The organism is Halalkalibacterium halodurans (assembly GCF_005671335.1).
GTDB lineage: Bacteria > Bacillota > Bacilli > Bacillales > Bacillaceae_D > Halalkalibacterium > Halalkalibacterium halodurans.
The window spans coordinates 1,278,260-1,294,855 of the sequence record NZ_CP040441.1 but is presented as its reverse complement, the minus strand read 5'-3'; the positions used below and the strand labels follow the sequence as shown (position 1 = coordinate 1,294,855).

Genomic DNA, 16,596 nt, shown 5'->3' with positions numbered 1-16,596 from the left:
TCGCTTGCCGCGAGCAAGGCGTCTCGTGATTTTGACAATCTCCCTACATCTTTTTTAGTTATTAATGCTAATGGTAGTCGCTCCTTGGAGGGCGTGCTGATGATCAAAATAGCCGACAAGGGATACTTCCACTTCTCCTCTGAACTCATCAGGTAATGCTTTTTTGATCGACTCGAAGTCAAACTCTACTTGTCTTACAATCCCTTTACCTGTTACTTTCTCCGCTTGAATTGTTTCCCCATTGACGAATAATCTGACAGATGATGATACGAGAGATTCTCCCGTCGTTGGTGAATCGAATCTCACTTGAACCGATAGCTTCTTTTTCCCTTGCTGATTTGCTTTCAGCTCAACTGGTACTACTTGTCCTGCATGCACTTTTGGTAGCGGGGCTTCCTTCATGCCGTGGCCGAGGAAGTAGCTCGTATGCGGTGGCTGATTATATCCGACATTTTGCCAAGCAACGCTCAAGCGATAGACAGAGTCATGCATAAGTGTTGGGATACGGTGCTCTGTTTCTTCGGTCGTCGTATAGATTCGCAGCTCGGTACTATCAGCAGATGGCCAAATAACTTCCTCCCGCCAATCCCCAAACAAGTCGGCTTGTAAGGATGGGTTACCTTTCGTCCAGTTGTTTGACCTTGTCCCTTCTGGAACGAAAATCTCCACTAGCTCTTCCTTTTCCCAATCCCATTTCTCGATTTTTCCTACTCCGTGGGGATCTTTGCTTGGGTCAAAGGAATGATCAAGGAGCTCACGCAGCAAATCACCCGTCCACCAAATCGCAAAATTAACCGATTGCGGAGTTTTCTTCGTAATGGATTCTCCTTCAACGGAGAATAGGCCACTTCCTTCACGCCCATCCCATTGTGCAGATGCCCATAGCTCTGCCCCATCAAAGCGTGGATCAATATCGGCTGCCATCGCCCGTCCAACGTCGGTCCCTGTAAATTCACCCCAGAGCAGCTCGCCCGTCTCTGCATCCCGAATGCCATAGCCTACAGGAGAGCGCGAGTCTTCATGAGGTTGAAAAATCTCCAGCCCTTTGCGATTCGGATTAAGGTTGCTCACATGGTTAGCATCTCCATGGCCCCAGCCAGTCGAATAAAGCCCCGTGCCATCGTGATCCACCACCATAGCACCATAGATAATCTCATCCTTGCCATCACCGTCTACATCCGCGACTGCTAGACTATGGTTCCCTTGCCCTGCATAGCGTTCATTTCCTGGATCATTGCTATCAAACACCCATTGCTCTTGTATTTTCCCATCGTCCCATTGATAAGCAGCTAACACCGTCCGCGTATAATAGCCTCTAGCCATGACAAAGCTTGGTCTTTCTCCGTCTAAATACGCCACACCTGCTAGGAAGCGGTCTACACGATTACCATAATTGTCGCCCCAATCACTGACATTCCCACGTGGCGGAACATAGTCAATCGTGTCTAGCGCCTCGCCTGTTTCACCAGAAAAGATCGTCAAATATTCAGGACCATCTAAAATGTAACCTGATGAATTTCGATAATCGGCGTCTCGATCCCCTATCACATTGCCAACTCCATCGACCGTTCCGTCTGCTGTTTTTAAGACGACTTCTGAACGACCATTTCCATCAAAATCATAGACGAGAAACTGGGTATAATGGGCTCCAGCTCGAATGTTTCGTCCCAAATCCAGACGCCAAAGCTTCGTTCCATCTAATTTATACGCATCAAGATAAACGTTCCCCGTATAGCCAGACCGTGAGTTATCTTTTGAATTTGTTGGGTCCCATTTCAAAATAATTTCGTACTGCCCGTCCCCATCTAAATCTCCAACACTTGCGTCATTGGCTGTATATTCATAGGCAACACCATCCGGAGTGACTCCTCCCTCTGGCTTATCAAGAGGGATGGCAAGATATTCATCACCCCATACCGATACAGGATTGGACATATCTTCATCTTTCCCAGCTACTGCCTTTATTTGATAGACAGAGTCTGTCGTCCCATCAACGTCGACAAAATTGGTCCCTTCTTGCAGTCCGGCTTTCGTGATTTTTTCTCCATCACGGTACACATGAAAGACAGTCAACGGATGCTCCGTCCCGAGTAGACGCCAGCTTAAAAACACTCCGTCCTCCCGTTTTACGGCGACAAGCCCTCTGTCTAGCTGTTCCTTTTGCCTAAGCATCACATGGGCAATCGGCGAAGCAACTGGATCGGTTGCCTTTGAACGTCCTCCTTCATTTACAGCCTCGATCTTATAATAAAATGAAGCTGTCGTTAAAACGTCATGATCGGTATAAGATGCTTCTGTAGTCGTAGCGACCTTCGTAAAGGGGCCTTCCTCCCGCTTCGCTCGATAAACGTAATAAAAGAGTGCATCGTTCGTTTGTGCCCATTCAAGGGCTACCCCATTCGATAAAGCACTCGCAACTTTCATCTCATCAGGGGCATTCGGTTTTTCGACCGCCTCATCGAACAGCTTTACGGTTAACACTTCACTTTTGTGCGATTCTACCTCATCTTGGCCTACAGCTGTTACAACATACTGATAGGTGGCTCCAAGTATCGCTTCCATATCACGATAGACCGTTTGCTGTTCTTCGGCAATTTTCGTATATTCCTCGTCTCCGTCCTCTTTTCGGTACACATGATAATGATTCGCATGCTCTACTTCTTTCCAGCTTAGCTCGACATACGTAGGGTCACCAAGCTGTATCTCGGTTACGTCTAGTTCCTCAGGGGCCATAACTGGAATTAACTCGAGCCCGTTCACCCTCCCGTTCTCGGTAAAATGAATGACGAGCTGATCATCCGTAATTTCAATTACTTCCGTATAGGAGGCAAAATGTCCAGCCGTTGACGTAATCGAACCTTTGCTCACACCGTTCATCGCAATACCTGTACGGTTAAAGGCAATTTGATCACCGGCAATTACCCGCACATAATAGTGTCCCGGCTCTACATCGACTATAAATTGAAAATTCGAATCGAGCACAAAATCTCTCCTGAGGGCGTCAGGGGCCCCGCGATCCCGTTCGTTCACTTGCTTATTTAATCCAAATCCTCTCTCGCTGTCATAAATCATCGTATGAGACACCTTTGTAAATCCTTCTTCCACAGGACTTGTCTCTGAACCAAAATCATACGCATGACGCTGTTGTCCTTGTTCCTTTCTCGGTTCGGCTCCGATTGCTGTAGCCGTCAATAGAGATGAAAACGTGATAAGACATACAAGACAGACGGAAAGGAAACGATTCATCGCTGTTCCTCCTTCAATGTTTTATTCGCTTGTCCAAACGTTTGACGTAAACCTTCTTGCTCGGTTATCCCTTCATAGACAAGCCGGGCGATTTCGATGGCTCCTTTGACATGAAAATGAGTATTATCTTCCGTTCCTTCAGGATATTGCGGATATTCATTTGGATCTGTCCACATAAACAAAGGCTTTGTTCCCTCAGGACCTAATGCCTCGAACAACTGTTTACTTTTCTCAGCTAAATCGATACACGCTACCCCTAGCATTTGGCTAAGGCCCACCACCGCTCGTACGTAATCACCATGGGTATCTTCGAGCCATCTGCTTTCAGTAAATGCTCTTCGATGCACAGGAGTCATGAGAACGGGAGTCGCTCCTTTGTTGTTTGCCGTCGCAACATATTCTGCTAAATAGGTCAAATAATCGGCAAAGGGAGCTGTACCTCGCTCATCATTCTTTTGATCGTTGTGACCGAATTGAATCAATAATAAATCACCTTTTCCTAGCAATGATTCTAGACGTTCTAATCGCCCTTCTTGGATAAAACTTTTCGAACTTCGACCCGACTTCGCATGATTGGAAACGGCACCTGCTGTTAAAAACAACGGTAACGCCTGCCCCCAGCCCGTATACGGATAATGACCAGAACATTGATCACAAACGGTGGAATCCCCAGCAAGAAAAATCGTTGGGCAGTGAATGGGTTTAATTTGTAACGACTGAACTTGCGGAACATCTCCAAGGAAAGCAAGTCTTAACTCTTGTTGTTCAACACGGACAATAAACTCACGCTCGGTGATCTCCCCTGCCTTTGTTCGAATTTGCTGAAGCATAATGGAGCCTGCACCAGCTTTAATCGACGTGCGCCCTTCCCGTTCCTTATCACCTAGCGCTACCTTCACATGATAGTTTCCGTTTTTCACCGGAATGACGAGCGATGGGCGTCTTTGTTTTCCGTAATCTCCCGGATACGAACGGAATCCGTCCTCTTGATTCATTAACGGTGTCCAGATTAGGGGGATAGTACCCTCCTGAGCATCTACCCTTGTAAAGGAAAGGGGGTAGCCACTCTCCTCTCGATTTTGCACCACCAATTCCATAGACTGTCTCCTTTCAGTTGTTGAAGAGGACCGCTCCATTCTATTTGAAGCGGCCTTTTTCGTCTACTCATTTTTTTCTCAGGTCGGCAATATATTGTGCAGCTAGATAGTGGAGGTGGGCAGCTACTTCATCAGATAACTGCTTCTTCTTCCGTTTATCTAATTGTGTTTGAAAACGTTCCATTGTTTTGATCGCTTGTTTGTACGATCCTTTTTCTGCGTGATGAATTGCTTGACGTAACGTCGTTTGCAGTTGCTTCAATAGTGGATTTTTTAATTCTCCGTTCTTCTCATATTCGCTAAGTTGCTGCTGTAACTTGAGCGCCAAAGCAGGCATTTTAAAGTCAGGAACAGGAACATACGCCCAATCCGTATCGGAGGCAAAATAAAAGCTCGGATAAGATGGTTGGTTGTAGCCAACGTTTTGCCACGCGATCCCTGTTCGATATTGGATATCGTGCATTAGCGTATACAGCTTTCGATCAGTCACTTCAGTGCTTAAATAAATGCGAATGGCTGAGCTGTCCTCCGCTCTTACTAACAGTTCTTCACGCCAATCACCAAAGACATCTGCAACTAACGACGGATTTCCTTTCGTGTAATTGTTCGTCCGCGTGCCCGTTGCTGTTAAAAGCCGCCCACGAGTCCAATCATCAATTGTCGGCGTCTGTTCAATCGCACCATTGACAATTTGTGTCGTCATATCCGCTGCCCATTTAATGTTCATATTTGTCCCTGGCATGGAATCGCTTATTTTCTGACCATCGGCTGTCCATAGGCCAACTGCCCACGTTTCTAAGCCTCTTGTTGATGGTATGACATCTCCGACCATTCCGCGCCCCGTGTCTTGCCCTGTATATCCACCATAGATGACATCGCCTGTTTCTGCATCTCTCAAAGCGTACCCGTATGGCGCCCACGGTCCACCTTCGAATACCATAAAGATTTCTTGCCCTGGGCGATCTGGATTTATATCAGCGACATGAAGAGCATCTCCATGTCCAAGCTTCGCCATGGCTCCAGGATCTGCACTCCCTTCTGGTAGCACATCCTCTGAACTGTAAAGGACCGATCCATCATGATCGATCGTCGCAGCACCGTAAATGATTTCATGCTTTCCATCCCCGTCCACATCAGCGACACTTAAGGAATGGGCTCCTTGGGTCGTTAACGTCCCATATTCTGGGTCAGTACCATTACGACCATGTGGACTATCGTTAAATGGATTATCCATCGGCACCCAGCCGCTATCCACATACCAATGCTCCTTTAATGATTGTCCGTCCCAACGATAGCTGACCAATGTAGTCCGTGTATAGTAGCCTCTCGCAAATACGGCAAACGGCTGTTTTCCGTCAAGATAAGCCACTCCCGCAAGAAAACGATCAACGCGGTTCGCTGGTTCGATTCTTGCCATCGCGTAATCGCCCCACATGAGTCCGTCATCATGACGCTCAGGCTTATAGTGAATCGTTTCGAGCTCAGCGCCTGTTCTCCCATCGAATACCGTTAAATATTCGGGACCTTCCACAATGAATCCTTCAAACGTGCGAAGATCATTTCTTCCGCTTCGGCTCGGAGCATATTCATCGATAAAGTAATCGACAAGTTCCTCCGCGTCTTCTTGAGTAAGTGGGTACGAATAACGCGGTTCAATCCCTAAACTTTCTTCGATCGTCTCTGGCCAGCGTCCAGCAACGACTTCCTCATGTTCATGCCAGCCTTTAAAAACGTTTACTAAATATGCATAGTAGTCATCTGCGCTCATCCGAAAATCATCCTCATGGCTGTAGCCTGCTTGAACGTCTTCTTCGGGCATCGTAATGTAGCGCTCACTTGCTACATTTCCTTCTTCATCAAATGTGATTGCTTTCGTTCCCGGTGCCGTTTTAAACATCAATTCAGCCGTACCATTACCATCAAAATCATAGACGAGAAACTGCGTATAATGCGCTCCCGAACGAATGTTAACGCCTAAATCAATTCGATACAAAAGCGTCCCGTCCAATCGGTACGCATCGATGTACGTGTTGCCAGTGTAACCTTTCTGTGAGACATCCTTTGAATTCGAAGGGTCCCACTTGACGAAAAATTCATATTGCCCATCGCCCGTCACATCCCCCATGCTCATGTCGTTTGCATGGTACGTATAAGGTTCACCAGCAGGGGTGATTCCGTCCTCAGGCTTTTGCAACGGCAGCTCATAATAATCCGTTTCCCATGGGGTTACGACTGCGCTTTTGTCCATTTCTTTGCCATCTTTTACAGCGCGTACGTGATAGGTTGCATCACTCCTCCCCTCGAGATCGCGATAGTTCGTACTATCCTCAACTGTTGCAATTTTCTTTCCATCTCGATAGACGTTGAAGTTTACACCGGTCAATCCTTGCTCAGAATAACCGGAAACTTCATTCACAAGTAGCCGCCAGCTTAAGAAATTCCCTTCATCTGTTGTCGCTACGACAAGTCCCCGATCTAAATATTCTAATTGGACCTTTAGATTGTCATGCTTGTCCGAACGGATCGTCTCCGACATTGCCACTTCTTCTTCATCGATGAGTGCAGCCACTTTAAAGTAGTGAGGCATGTGGGTGGAGCGTTCAAAAGTAAAACTCGTTTCCGAAACTTCCCCGACCTGTCGATAATTCATATCGGCCGTGTCTTTATTCGCCCAATAAACAACGTACACATCCGTCTGATCAAAATCATCCCACGTGAGCGTCACATACTCTTCTCCTTGTGCTTCAACCTGTAACCCTGTTACTTTACCTTTCTCCTTTCCTTTCACTTCCGGTAGATGTGAGAAAGGAACCGTTAAAGAAACTGCACAGACCATGACGACGATCAACAGAAAAGTCAGCCTTTTCCTCATTCTCTTCCCCCTTTTGAGAATTTCCCGCACAGGGACGAAAGAAACCGCTTACATTTCTTTGCAACTTGCACAGGTACAACATAGTATAAAGGCGAAGACGATAATCTCATAGAGGAAAAACGTTAAATTTCTTTTCATTATCAACAATTCTTTACGTTTTTTGAAAAGAATACACTAAGAAAAAGGCTGCCTAAAGACAGCCCCCACTTTTATAAATACTTTCGGTGCACTTTGTTGCCATCATACGTAAACGTGACCGCTTTGTCATTAATGACCGTTTCTACATGAACCGATCGTCCCCAAAGCTGATGCAAATAAGGAAGCACCTTTTCAAGATAGCCGACATCGAGTTCCGTGCTCTCATAGCGATGTTGAATGTAAAGCTCACCGTTTTTTAAAAAGTCACCATCGGTTACGACTAAGTACGGAAACCCGCCATTGATTCTGGATGAAACGAGTTGATCACGGACTTCCTCCCAGTCTTTATCAACAATCTTGTAATCGGCTCCCTGTTTTTGAAATAAGTACATATCTTCACGCATGACGAGATCTTTCGTTAAGTAATTACGGATAAAGGAAAGATCCGATTCAATTTCGCGAACTTCAAAAATCTTTTCCCGTCCGCTCCCCGGCTTTACTCCTTGCCTCTTCATCTCTTCTGACGGCTCATTATAGCACTGCTCAATATCCTCAAAAATTTTCAAACCCAAATAATAGGGATTGATTGTCGTTCGAGACGGTTGAACAACATTGGCATTCAGCTTGGCAAATTCCACCGCTTCGGCGCTTGTTAAATCCATCTCACGAATGATTCGAGCGTGCCAATAAGATGCCCATCCTTCATTCATAACCTTCGTCTCAAGCTGTGGCCAGAAATAAAGCATTTCCTCCCTCATCATCGTTAACACATCCCGTTGCCACGGCTCTAATTCCCGACTATATTCTTCAATAAATAAAAGAATGTCCTTTTCCGGCTTCGGTGGAAACGCTTTTTTCTTTGACTCCCGGCGCCCTGGCTCTTTCGTTGCATCAAGATTCCATAAGTCGTCAAATTCTGAGCGCTTCGGTTTTATCTCTTCTTCCGGTTCATCCTCCATCGACCAGGATAGCTTTGGCCGCACGAGACTTGGGTCAATATGCTCCTGAATCGCAAGGACCGCATCAAGAAACCGCTCTACCTCTGCTTTGCCATGAACGTGTTCATAATGGGCAATACGTTCGGCTGTCGCGCTCATGCTTTCCACCATATCCCTTCTCGTATTCGAAAAACGAACGTTGTTTTTAAAGAAATCACAATGGGCCAGAACGTGGGCCACAATGAGCTTATTTTGAATGAGACTATTGCTATCAAGCAAGAAGGCATAGCACGGATCTGAATTAATGACGAGTTCATAAATTTTACTTAAACCCAGATCATATTGAAGCTTCATTTTATAAAACTGCTTTCCAAAGCTCCAATGGGTATACCTAGTGGGCATCCCATAGGCACCAAACGTGTAAATAATATCAGCAGGACAAATTTCATAGCGCATCGGATAAAAGTCTAAGCCAAACCCTTCGGCAATCTCCGTAATTTCTTCTATCGCATGTTGAAGCTCTTTCCAAGCGTCTGTTGACATCTCGTCCCCTCCTTAGCTCCGCTTTGTTCATTTTATGAATCATCTTCCCTAATGATGATGAACAAAAGAAAACTCGGCGATTCCCTTAGACGAGGTACTAGTAGAACCCTCGTACACTTATCCTTAACTCCATTTGATCATGACTACTAAACATTTCATCCTCCCCTCTAAAGTAGTGAAACTCTCTCATATTGGAACAATTTGAAACGAAAAAGAGGATTCCTTCGTATAAATAGCGAAACAAATTTCTTAAACCTTGAGGAGGAACCAATGACATGATTTCTACTACTACTCACTCTGTTGAAGGACATGAAATTACAGACTATGTCGGCATTGTAAATGGAGAAGCGATTATGGGAGCAAATGTCGTTCGCGACTTTCTTGCAGGAATCTCCGATGTGATCGGCGGACGAAGCGCAGCTTATGAAGATAAACTAGCAGAAGGTCGGCAAATTGCCGTGCGAGAAATGGAAGACCGAGCGGCTCAATTAGGTGCGGATGCCGTCGTTGGCGTGATGCTAGACTTTGAAACCCTTCGAGATGGAATGCTTATGTGTGTAGCCACAGGTACAGCTGTTAAATTGAGAAGAAGGAGCTGAGGAAGCTATGTCATTTGAGCTGCTGATTCCGTTAGCAGCCATTGCCCTTCCGGCTGTGATCGTCTTTATTGTGTTTCGACATAAAGCAAAGGAATTGGAAATGCGCCAAGAGTGGAACCCTGAATTAGAAGATCTTAATGACAAAATGGACATTATTCTCCAGCGGTTAGATGCTATCGAGGAGCAGCAGCGTCTCATGATACGCGAACGTAAAAAGGAAGTGTAGCCAGAGAAGCTCACTTCCTTTTTTCTTATTGATTAAGAGTAGAAATGAAACGGTCAAAAGCGGCTGCTCCTTCCCCCGTCCGCTTAAACACACCGGCGTGGGCCAAAATCGTCGCAAACACCTTGCCAATTTCATCTCGCAAAATGTCCATTACATTGCTATCATGTAAATGAGCATGACGCTCTTTAATCGCCAGCGCCCAAGCTTCATGCTTTTGAATTTGCTCATACCGAGCGATCACCTGCCTTGGATCACTTGAGAGCAACGCCTCTGCCAGAAGCTCGAGCTCTTCCTTTAACCGGCCAGGTAGGACGGCAAGCCCCATCACTTCAATTAAGCCAATGTTTTCTTTTTTAATGTGATGAACTTCTTGGTGCGGGTGGAAAATGCCATCCGGGTGCTCTTTACTCGTTCGATTGTTTCGTAAAACGAGATCCAGTTCAAACAATTCTCCCCGTCGTCTAGCAATGGGAGTAATGGTATTATGCGGTGTATCTCCTGTAAACGGATAGATGTCCGCCGCCTCATCACCGTATGCTTGCCAAGCATGATAAACATGGTCCGCCGCTTTGACGAGCTCCTCTCGGTCCATTCCTTGTAAGCGAACGACAGACATCGGCCACTTCACAATCCCGGCTATAACCGAAGGGAATCGACTGATGCTAAACGTTTTTTCCATACTAGCTTTCGCCATCGGAAACGCATGATTCCCCCCTTGAAAATGATCGTGACTTAAAATCGAGCCGCCTACAATCGGTAAATCGGCATTCGAGCCAATAAAATAATGGGGGAATTTTTCTGTAAATTCCAATAGACGAGCAAACGTTTCCGTCGATATTTTCATCGGTACGTGCTCACCAGAGAACACAATCGCATGCTCATTGTAATAGACGTAGGGCGAAAATTGCATGTACCACTGCTCTTGATTCAACTCGACAGGTATGACGCGCAAATTTTGTCTGGCAGGATGATTGACTCTTCCGCGATACCCGACATTTTCTTTACATAACAAGCACTTTGGATACGAACTTGCCTGCAGGTGCTTCGCTTGCGCAATCGCTTTCGGATCTTTTTCAGGCTTGGAAAGATTGATGGTGATTTCTAGCTGGCCATACGGTGTTTCACTAAACCAATGTTCGTTCTTGGCAATCCGATCGGTCCGAATGTAATGAACTTGTTTAGAAAAGTCGTAAAAGGCTTTCGTCGCTTCCTCTGGCCCTTGTTGTTCGTACCTCTCATAAAAGGTCCGAATCGTCTCTGATGGCTGGCCGAGTAGTGCGCCCATTAGTTTCGTGTCAAGTAGATCTCGGTACGTTACTGTATTTGCTTCCAGTCGCCCATTTTCAGCAGCCCAGTCGAGAATGTTTTCTAGTATTGGGTAAGGCATCTCGCACTCTACGTCCACTTGTTCGACCGGCTCTAGTTCATCTAAATCTAATACGTCAAGAACTCGGTTTCGACTAGCATCTATATCCCATTTTGTAATGAGCCCATGCTGCAGGGCATAGGTTAGTAGCGCTTCAATCTGGATAGCAATTGATGATTGTGACATGACTCTTCCACCTTCTTCCTAGTAGATTTGATCAAGAGACATGAATCTTTACGTGTCATTGCTTATCTTTGTTTTCTGTTGAATACCCATGTGGATGTTCCTTGTGCCAATTCCACGCATGTTCAACCATCGTTTCAAGGGAAGGATACTTAGGTTCCCAGCCAAGAATGGTTTGTGCTTTTTCTGAGGAAGCGATAAGCGAAGCAGGATCTCCACTTCTCCTTGGTGCTATCTCTGCAGGAATCGGATGTCCCGTCACTTGACGGCACACTTCAATCACTTCCTTGACGGAAAAGCCTTTCCCGTTCCCTAAATTAAAGCTTCCTGACTGTCCATCTTTACGCAAATGCTCACATGCTAAATAATGGGCGTTGGCTAAATCCATAACGTGAATGTAATCTCGAATGCAGCTACCATCTTCCGTTTGATAGTCGTCACCGAAAATCGCGACCCTCTCCCGTTGACCTAACGCCACTTGTAAAACAATTGGTATTAGGTGACTTTCAGGACTATGATCTTCGCCAATACGTCCGTTCGGATCTGCCCCAGCAGCATTAAAATAGCGGAGGCAAACATACTGGAGTCCATAAGCTTCTTGACACCAATGGAACATTTTTTCGATCGCGAGCTTCGTCTCTCCATAAGGGTTTGTCGGAATGGTCGGATCCGATTCCTGAATCGGAATTTGCACTGGCTCGCCATATGTGGCAGCGGTCGACGAAAACACGATTTTCTTTACATCATGCTCAAGCATTTTCTTCAATAGCGTATGGGTGCCGATCACATTGTTTTCATAATATTCAATCGGTCGTTTTACACTCTCTCCTACAAGGGAATTGGCAGCGAAATGGATGACCGTATCGATCGAATGAGTCGTAAAAATCGTATCGAGCAGCTGATCATCTCGGATATCCCCATGATAGAATGTCACATCGGACAATGCCCCAGCGTGCCCTTTCTGTAAGTTGTCTAGAACAATGACTTGCTCACCTTGCTCTAAAAGAAACAACACCGTATGACTCCCGATATAACCAGCCCCACCCGTCACAAGAATTGCCATTGTTAAGCGCCTCCTTTCCATTCGTTCACACCGTCACCTAACTCGGTCACATAAAAGGTTGGCTTGTAGCCAATTTTTTTCTCATACCCTTTAGAAACGACAGTCTGAAAAGCAGTAATCTCTTCCTCATGAACAATGCTTACCGTACAGCCGCCAAATCCAGCCCCTGTCATTCTCGTTCCGATACACCCAGGTGCACTTGCTTGAAGGTCGAATAACGTGTCAAGCTCAACTCCCGTTACATCATAATCCTCACGAAGCGACAGATGTGAGGCTTTCATCAACTCGCCAAACGTTTGCAACTCTCCTGCTTTAAGTGCAGAAACAGCGGCTAGTACCCGCGCATCCTCTGTTACAACATGGCGAACGCGGCGATAGATCAGTTCATCCTCAATGACAGGACCTAATTCAGCGAACATTTCCTCTGTCACTTCACCCAAATGGCTTAGATTCGGTTGTTTCTTTCTCAGCTGCTCTAAGCCCATTTCACATTCTCGCCGACGTTCGTTATACTTTGAGTCTGCTAGCCCTCTTCGTTTATTAGAGTTCGTAATGACAAGTTTATACCCTTTCAGAATGAGGGGGACTTGGTCATATTCTAACGTGCTCGTATTCAAAAACAACGCGTGATCTTTCTTTCCCATTCCAACAGCAAATTGGTCCATTAAGCCTGTACTTACTCCGATAAAATCATTTTCCATCCGTTGACATAGCTTAGCGAGTGTTACTCGATCAATGTCTACACCGGAGCATTGTGTAAGTCCATAGGCCGTGACCATTCCGATTGATGCCGACGATGATAAACCTGCTCCGTTCGGGATATTTCCATAAAAATAAATAGTAGCCCCTGGAAGATCCACTCCAAGCTTTGCCAACTCGGCAATAATGCCCTTCGGATAATTGCCCCAGTCATCCTTTGGATCAAATCGTAAGTCAGAGTTTCTAAAGACAACGGATGTATCAAAGTTGGCGCTTCTTAGATGGTATTCCCCGTCGTCTCGCAGCTTGATCACCATATACGTCCCATTCGTTAATGCACCTGGGAACACGTATCCCCCGTTATAATCGGTATGCTCTCCGATTAAATTGACACGTCCTGGGGCAAAAAACACCCGTACATCAGTCAAACGATCAAAAGAAAACGCTTCCGCAAAAGATGTGAGCAGATCCTCTTTGTAAGCAACTTCCATGTCCATCCCCCATTCCTCAACGAATTACTTAATTAATTTAATTTATTAATTGTATCCTATCATATATTTGCAGATTTGTCGTTAAAATCACGTAAAAAAAGCTGAGCATCAGCTCAACTTTTTTTACACATACGAGTGCACGATCTCTTCTACGTCGCGCTTTACCGCATCTAATGCGGCTTCGCTTTTCTCTAAAGCTTCCGTTTTTACACCGTAATAAATTTTAAGCTTTGGCTCTGTTCCTGATGGACGGAGACAAAACCACGAGCCATCTTCAAGCATATATTTTAAAACGTTTGATGTTGGTAACGTGATTGCTTCTACAGTTCGTTCTTTGACCGACACTTTTTCTTTTGTTTGATAGTCTTCAATCACGACCACTTGTTGGTCATTCACTTGTTTCGGGGGCGATTGACGGAATTGGCTTAACACGTGTTGAATTTTTTCAACGCCGACTTTTCCTTTCAATGTGATAGATGTCAATCCTTCACGGTAATACCCATAACGATCAAACAGCTCTAATAAACCATCATAAAGGGTCATCCCACGCGACTTGTAGTAAGCTGTCATTTCGGCCGCTAATAAGCACGCTTGTACTGCATCTTTATCACGTACAAAGTCCCCAATTAAGTAGCCATAGCTTTCTTCATAACCGAATAAAAATTGATGCTCGCCAGATTGCTCGTATTCCTTTATCTTTTCACCAATAAATTTGAAACCAGTTAATGTATCTACCATAGGGATACCGAAATCCTCCGCAATGGCGCGGCCAAACTCAGATGTCACAATCGTCTTTAACGCGATGCCGTTAACTGGGAGTTGCCCTTTTTCCTTCTTTTGTGAAAGAAGGTAATGAAGCATCAATCCCCCTGTTTGGTTCCCCGTCAGAACAATGTATTCACCGGCTTGATTTTTTACAGCTACACCGACGCGATCCGCATCAGGATCGGTTGCGATCAACACATCTGCTTCTGTCTTTTTGCCGTACTCAATCGCCAAGGCAAACGCTGCATGCTCCTCTGGATTTGGCGCTTTAACCGTTGAAAACTGTGGATCAGGTAGCTCCTGCTCTTTAACAACCGTTACATTTTCAAAGCCGACTGCTTCCAGCACACGCCGAACTGGGAGATTAGCCGTTCCGTGTAGTGGAGTGAACACAATACGAACATCTTTAGCTGACGCTTCAAGCAGCTCTGGATTGACAATAATCGTCTTTAGAGCCTCGTGATAAGCTACGTCCACCTCTTCACCGATCATTTCCAGCGTTCCATTTTCCTTTAGCTCGCGTTCATCCCCAACAGGAATCACAAGCTCGTCTTCTATTTCGTTAACAAATTTGACGAGTCGATTAGCCGGCTCAGGTGGAAGCTGACATCCATCTGAACCATATACTTTAAAGCCGTTATACTCGGGTGGATTATGACTTGCTGTGATCACAATACCACCTGCTGCTCCTAGCTTTCTAACAGCAAACGATAGTTCAGGTGTTGGACGTAATTCTTCAAATAAGTATGCTTTAATTCCGTGCTTCCCGATCGTCAATGCCGCTTCACGTGCGAACTCAGGTGATTTATGCCGGGAATCATAGGCAATGACGACCCCCTGCGCTTTTACATGTTCCCCTTGCTCAAGCAAGTAACGGGCAAAGCCTTCAGAAGCTTTACGAATTGTATATGTATTCATTCGGTTCGGACCTGGTCCAATTTCTCCGCGCATTCCACCTGTCCCGAACTCTAAGTTTTTATAAAAGCAGTCTTCAAGCTGCTGTTCGTCCCCACCAATGGCTTCCAACGATTGTTTTAGCTCTAATTCAAGCTCATTAAAGCCTTTCCATTTTTCATAACGCTGTCTCCAACTCATCCGAGTCCCCTCCATCCTCTTTATTTCTTCCATTATATCATCTTGCTTGCTTTGTGATTTGATGAAATCTAATATTTTATCTAGTATTTCTTTGAAAAGCTTATGTGGAGGAACTTGATTGTAGGACAAGGTACACCATTTTATGAAAATGTATTCATCTTCTCCGCTTGGTGAACAGACCTTTTTCCTTTTACTAGAGCGACAATCACTAGGACAATCAGCGGAACTACGTAAGCCACTCCTTTCCAGAGCGGTTCTCTTACGGTGACGAACGTGGCCCATGTCCTCACTCCTAGAGAAATGAACACCATCGCAAACAAGAAGGAAACGAGTGCAAGCGGGAAAATAAAGATTTGCTTGTCTTTTAACTTAAACATGGCGACAAGGGTCACATTCATCATATAAAGTGAGACAACATCTTTCATAAACGAAGCGATAATGAGAGAATAACCGATCAAAATTTCCGAGCCTTCAAATACTTCATAAAGGGCGATAGTTCGTGCCACTTCATACATGGAAAATGGTCGATCCCCAGCAATCGGCCCAAAGACGAGCAATGTACTTACGGTCACCAATATCATCAAGATATGATTAATAATAAGGGCATAAACCATTCCCTTTTTCACCTTCGTTCGCTCATCCTTACGAACATATGGAAGCAGCATTGAAAATAAAATGATTTCGGTGACTGGAATTCCAAAAAAGAAATAAGTACCTAGAAGAACCGGTTTGATCCCATCAGGCAATATAGGGAGGAGAAAGCTAGGATCGTAATCAACGCTCGCTAAAATCATAACAAAAATGCTAAACAGAAGAACCGTTGCCATCAGAATCGGAAATAGCCTAGCGAACGCTTCAATCCCAGCTCTTGCCGTTAACGAGGAAACGAGAAAAATAAGTAAAACAAATACATAGAGCGGCGTTTCCCGCATCATCGTGGTCGTCATAAACAACCCTACATCCACGACAATACCAGCGGTACTATGAAGCTGCATCGTAATAAATGGGATCGCCAAAATCCAAGTGAACCAAGAACCGACAAGTTTACGGCTGTATTCAATCAAATTTAAATCGGGAAATCTGTCATATAAAAAGAGCATCCCCCATAGAAGAAGCAAGCCGCCTGCAAGGGAAATGACGACAGAAAGCCAAGCCCCGTTTTGAGCAAAACCAATCATTGGGGCAGGCGCATTTAAGATCGTGGAACCAGTAATAAATGAAAAAAACACAGCATTAAATTGAAAGGCGCTAATTTGTTGCTTATTCACTCGTAAC

11 protein-coding genes are annotated in these 16,596 nt (G+C 45.2%); 2 read left to right on the top strand and 9 right to left on the bottom strand.

The features are described from left to right. Positions 1-54 precede the first annotated feature (54 nt). From FED51_RS21550 to FED51_RS06240, 4 genes are all read right to left on the bottom strand, one after another. A complete protein-coding gene (locus FED51_RS21550) occupies positions 55-3,246 on the bottom strand; it encodes a rhamnogalacturonan lyase family protein (protein ID WP_053431662.1) in 3,192 nt (1,063 codons plus the stop codon). Next, the gene (locus tag FED51_RS06250; RefSeq protein ID WP_053431663.1) at positions 3,243-4,343 is read right to left on the bottom strand and encodes a rhamnogalacturonan acetylesterase; all 1,101 of its coding nucleotides are present in this window, start codon (positions 4,341-4,343) and stop codon (positions 3,243-3,245) included. The genes FED51_RS21550 and FED51_RS06250 overlap by 4 nt, the downstream gene beginning before the upstream one ends. A 67-nt stretch (positions 4,344-4,410) precedes the next feature. After that, the gene (locus FED51_RS06245) at positions 4,411-7,215 is read right to left on the bottom strand and encodes a rhamnogalacturonan lyase (protein WP_053431664.1); all 2,805 of its coding nucleotides are present in this window, start codon (positions 7,213-7,215) and stop codon (positions 4,411-4,413) included. 209 nt (positions 7,216-7,424) lie between these two features. After that, positions 7,425-8,834, bottom strand: coding sequence for a SpoVR family protein (locus tag FED51_RS06240; protein WP_053431665.1), 1,410 nt, complete (start codon positions 8,832-8,834; stop codon positions 7,425-7,427). 275 nt (positions 8,835-9,109) lie between these two features. Here FED51_RS06240 and FED51_RS06235 point away from each other — a divergent pair, with 275 nt between their 5' ends. Together FED51_RS06235 and FED51_RS06230 are read left to right on the top strand one after the other, a co-directional pair. Continuing rightward, entirely contained in the window at positions 9,110-9,433 is a 324-nt protein-coding gene (locus tag FED51_RS06235) for a YbjQ family protein (RefSeq protein ID WP_010897281.1), read from the top strand. A 7-nt stretch (positions 9,434-9,440) separates the two neighbouring features. Beyond that, positions 9,441-9,659 carry a hypothetical protein gene (locus FED51_RS06230; protein ID WP_010897280.1) on the top strand — a complete coding sequence of 73 codons (219 nt, stop codon included), beginning with the start codon at positions 9,441-9,443 and terminating at the stop codon, positions 9,657-9,659. Between the two features lie 25 nt (positions 9,660-9,684). Here FED51_RS06230 and galT read toward each other — a convergent pair whose 3' ends face one another. The 5 genes from galT to FED51_RS06205 all read right to left on the bottom strand — a co-directional run bounded on the left by galT (position 9,685) and on the right by FED51_RS06205 (position 16,589). Continuing rightward, complete coding sequence (gene galT / locus FED51_RS06225; protein WP_053431666.1) at positions 9,685-11,211, bottom strand: UDP-glucose--hexose-1-phosphate uridylyltransferase; 1,527 nt, start codon at positions 11,209-11,211, stop codon at positions 9,685-9,687. Between the two features lie 55 nt (positions 11,212-11,266). Next, positions 11,267-12,271: a UDP-glucose 4-epimerase GalE gene (gene galE / locus FED51_RS06220; protein ID WP_053431667.1), complete on the bottom strand. Its 1,005-nt coding sequence runs from the start codon at positions 12,269-12,271 to the stop codon at positions 11,267-11,269. Between the two features lie 2 nt (positions 12,272-12,273). Next, positions 12,274-13,461, bottom strand: a complete 1,188-nt coding sequence (locus FED51_RS06215) for a galactokinase (protein WP_175414309.1) — start codon at positions 13,459-13,461, stop codon at positions 12,274-12,276. A 123-nt stretch (positions 13,462-13,584) separates the two neighbouring features. After that, the gene (locus FED51_RS06210; protein ID WP_053431668.1) at positions 13,585-15,321 is read right to left on the bottom strand and encodes a phospho-sugar mutase; all 1,737 of its coding nucleotides are present in this window, start codon (positions 15,319-15,321) and stop codon (positions 13,585-13,587) included. Positions 15,322-15,461: 140 nt separating this feature from the next. Beyond that, positions 15,462-16,589 (bottom strand): GerAB/ArcD/ProY family transporter, encoded by a 1,128-nt coding sequence (locus FED51_RS06205; RefSeq protein ID WP_053431669.1) that lies wholly within the window; start codon positions 16,587-16,589, stop codon positions 15,462-15,464. Positions 16,590-16,596 lie beyond the last annotated feature (7 nt).

What these genes read in the sequence shown, in the direction of transcription:
- FED51_RS21550 (WP_053431662.1), bottom strand. Translation starts at nt 3,246, where the DNA reads ATGAATCGTTTCCTTTCCGTCTGTCTTGTATGTCTTATCACGTTTTCA.
- FED51_RS06250 (WP_053431663.1), bottom strand. Translation starts at nt 4,343, where the DNA reads ATGGAATTGGTGGTGCAAAATCGAGAGGAGAGTGGCTACCCCCTTTCC.
- FED51_RS06245 (WP_053431664.1), bottom strand. Translation starts at nt 7,215, where the DNA reads ATGAGGAAAAGGCTGACTTTTCTGTTGATCGTCGTCATGGTCTGTGCA.
- FED51_RS06240 (WP_053431665.1), bottom strand. Translation starts at nt 8,834, where the DNA reads ATGTCAACAGACGCTTGGAAAGAGCTTCAACATGCGATAGAAGAAATT.
- FED51_RS06235 (WP_010897281.1), top strand. Translation starts at nt 9,110, where the DNA reads ATGATTTCTACTACTACTCACTCTGTTGAAGGACATGAAATTACAGAC.
- FED51_RS06230 (WP_010897280.1), top strand. Translation starts at nt 9,441, where the DNA reads ATGTCATTTGAGCTGCTGATTCCGTTAGCAGCCATTGCCCTTCCGGCT.
- galT (WP_053431666.1), bottom strand. Translation starts at nt 11,211, where the DNA reads ATGTCACAATCATCAATTGCTATCCAGATTGAAGCGCTACTAACCTAT.
- galE (WP_053431667.1), bottom strand. Translation starts at nt 12,271, where the DNA reads ATGGCAATTCTTGTGACGGGTGGGGCTGGTTATATCGGGAGTCATACG.
- FED51_RS06215 (WP_175414309.1), bottom strand. Translation starts at nt 13,461, where the DNA reads ATGGAAGTTGCTTACAAAGAGGATCTGCTCACATCTTTTGCGGAAGCG.
- FED51_RS06210 (WP_053431668.1), bottom strand. Translation starts at nt 15,321, where the DNA reads ATGAGTTGGAGACAGCGTTATGAAAAATGGAAAGGCTTTAATGAGCTT.